This is a genomic window from Neisseria sp. P0021.S006, from assembly GCF_051956895.1.
The window spans coordinates 1-804 of sequence record NZ_JBQCWZ010000611.1; the positions used below are offsets into that span (position 1 = coordinate 1).

The window sequence follows — 804 nt, forward strand, 5'->3', positions numbered from 1 at the left end:
GTTTTGCCCAAGGCGATAAATTCTGCCCAGCCGGTTTCATAGGCGGCCAAAATTTGGTCGGCGGTAAACAGGTTGCCTACGCCGATAAGCGGCAGTTTGCCGTTGATGCGTTCGTGGATAAACTGCATACGGGTTTGGGCTGTATCGCCGCCGCGACGGATTTTTTTATCAAATTCCCACAGGGAAACGTGCAAATATTGCAGCGGTTTTTGTACCAATGCGTCAATCAGTGCGCCGGTTTCGGTCATGGTTAAGCCGTTGTCACCCGGCTCTTCAGGGGAGAAGCGGTAGCCGATAATGAAGTCGTTGCGCTGGTGTTTTTCACGGACGGCAACCACGGCATCGATAACGGCCAGCGGGAAGCGCATTCTGTTTTCCAAGCTGCCGCCCCATTGGTCGTTGCGGCGGTTGCTTTGGGCAGAGTAAAACTGTTGGATCAGATAGCCGTTCGCACCGTGGATTTCCACGCCGTCAAAACCGGCACGAAGCGCCAAATCGGCGGCTTGCGCATAAGAGGCGATGAGTGCTTCGACTTCTTCTGCGGTCGCTTCGCGTGCGTGTTCGGTTTCGCTGGCGGAAGCGCTGATTTTGTCGAGACCGTCCAAAAGTTCATCAATGGCTTTGGAGCCGCCGTGATGGATTTGCAAAATCGCTTTTGCGCCTGGTTGTTGCAGGATTTGTGCGGTTTCTTTCAGGCTGTCGAGGCAGTGTTCGCCTGTGGCTTCAGGTTGGCCGTGAAAGGCTTTGCCGTCTTTTTGAACCAAAGTGGCGGCAGTGATAAACAAGCCCATATCGCCTGCACGG

At 54.4% G+C, this 804-nt stretch carries 1 protein-coding gene; it reads right to left on the reverse strand.

Features of this window, described 5'->3' with window-relative positions; all coding sequences use genetic code 11:
• On the reverse strand, positions 1-804 hold an 804-nt coding region (locus tag ACTHUM_RS16020; RefSeq protein ID WP_440403424.1), incomplete at both ends, for an oxidoreductase.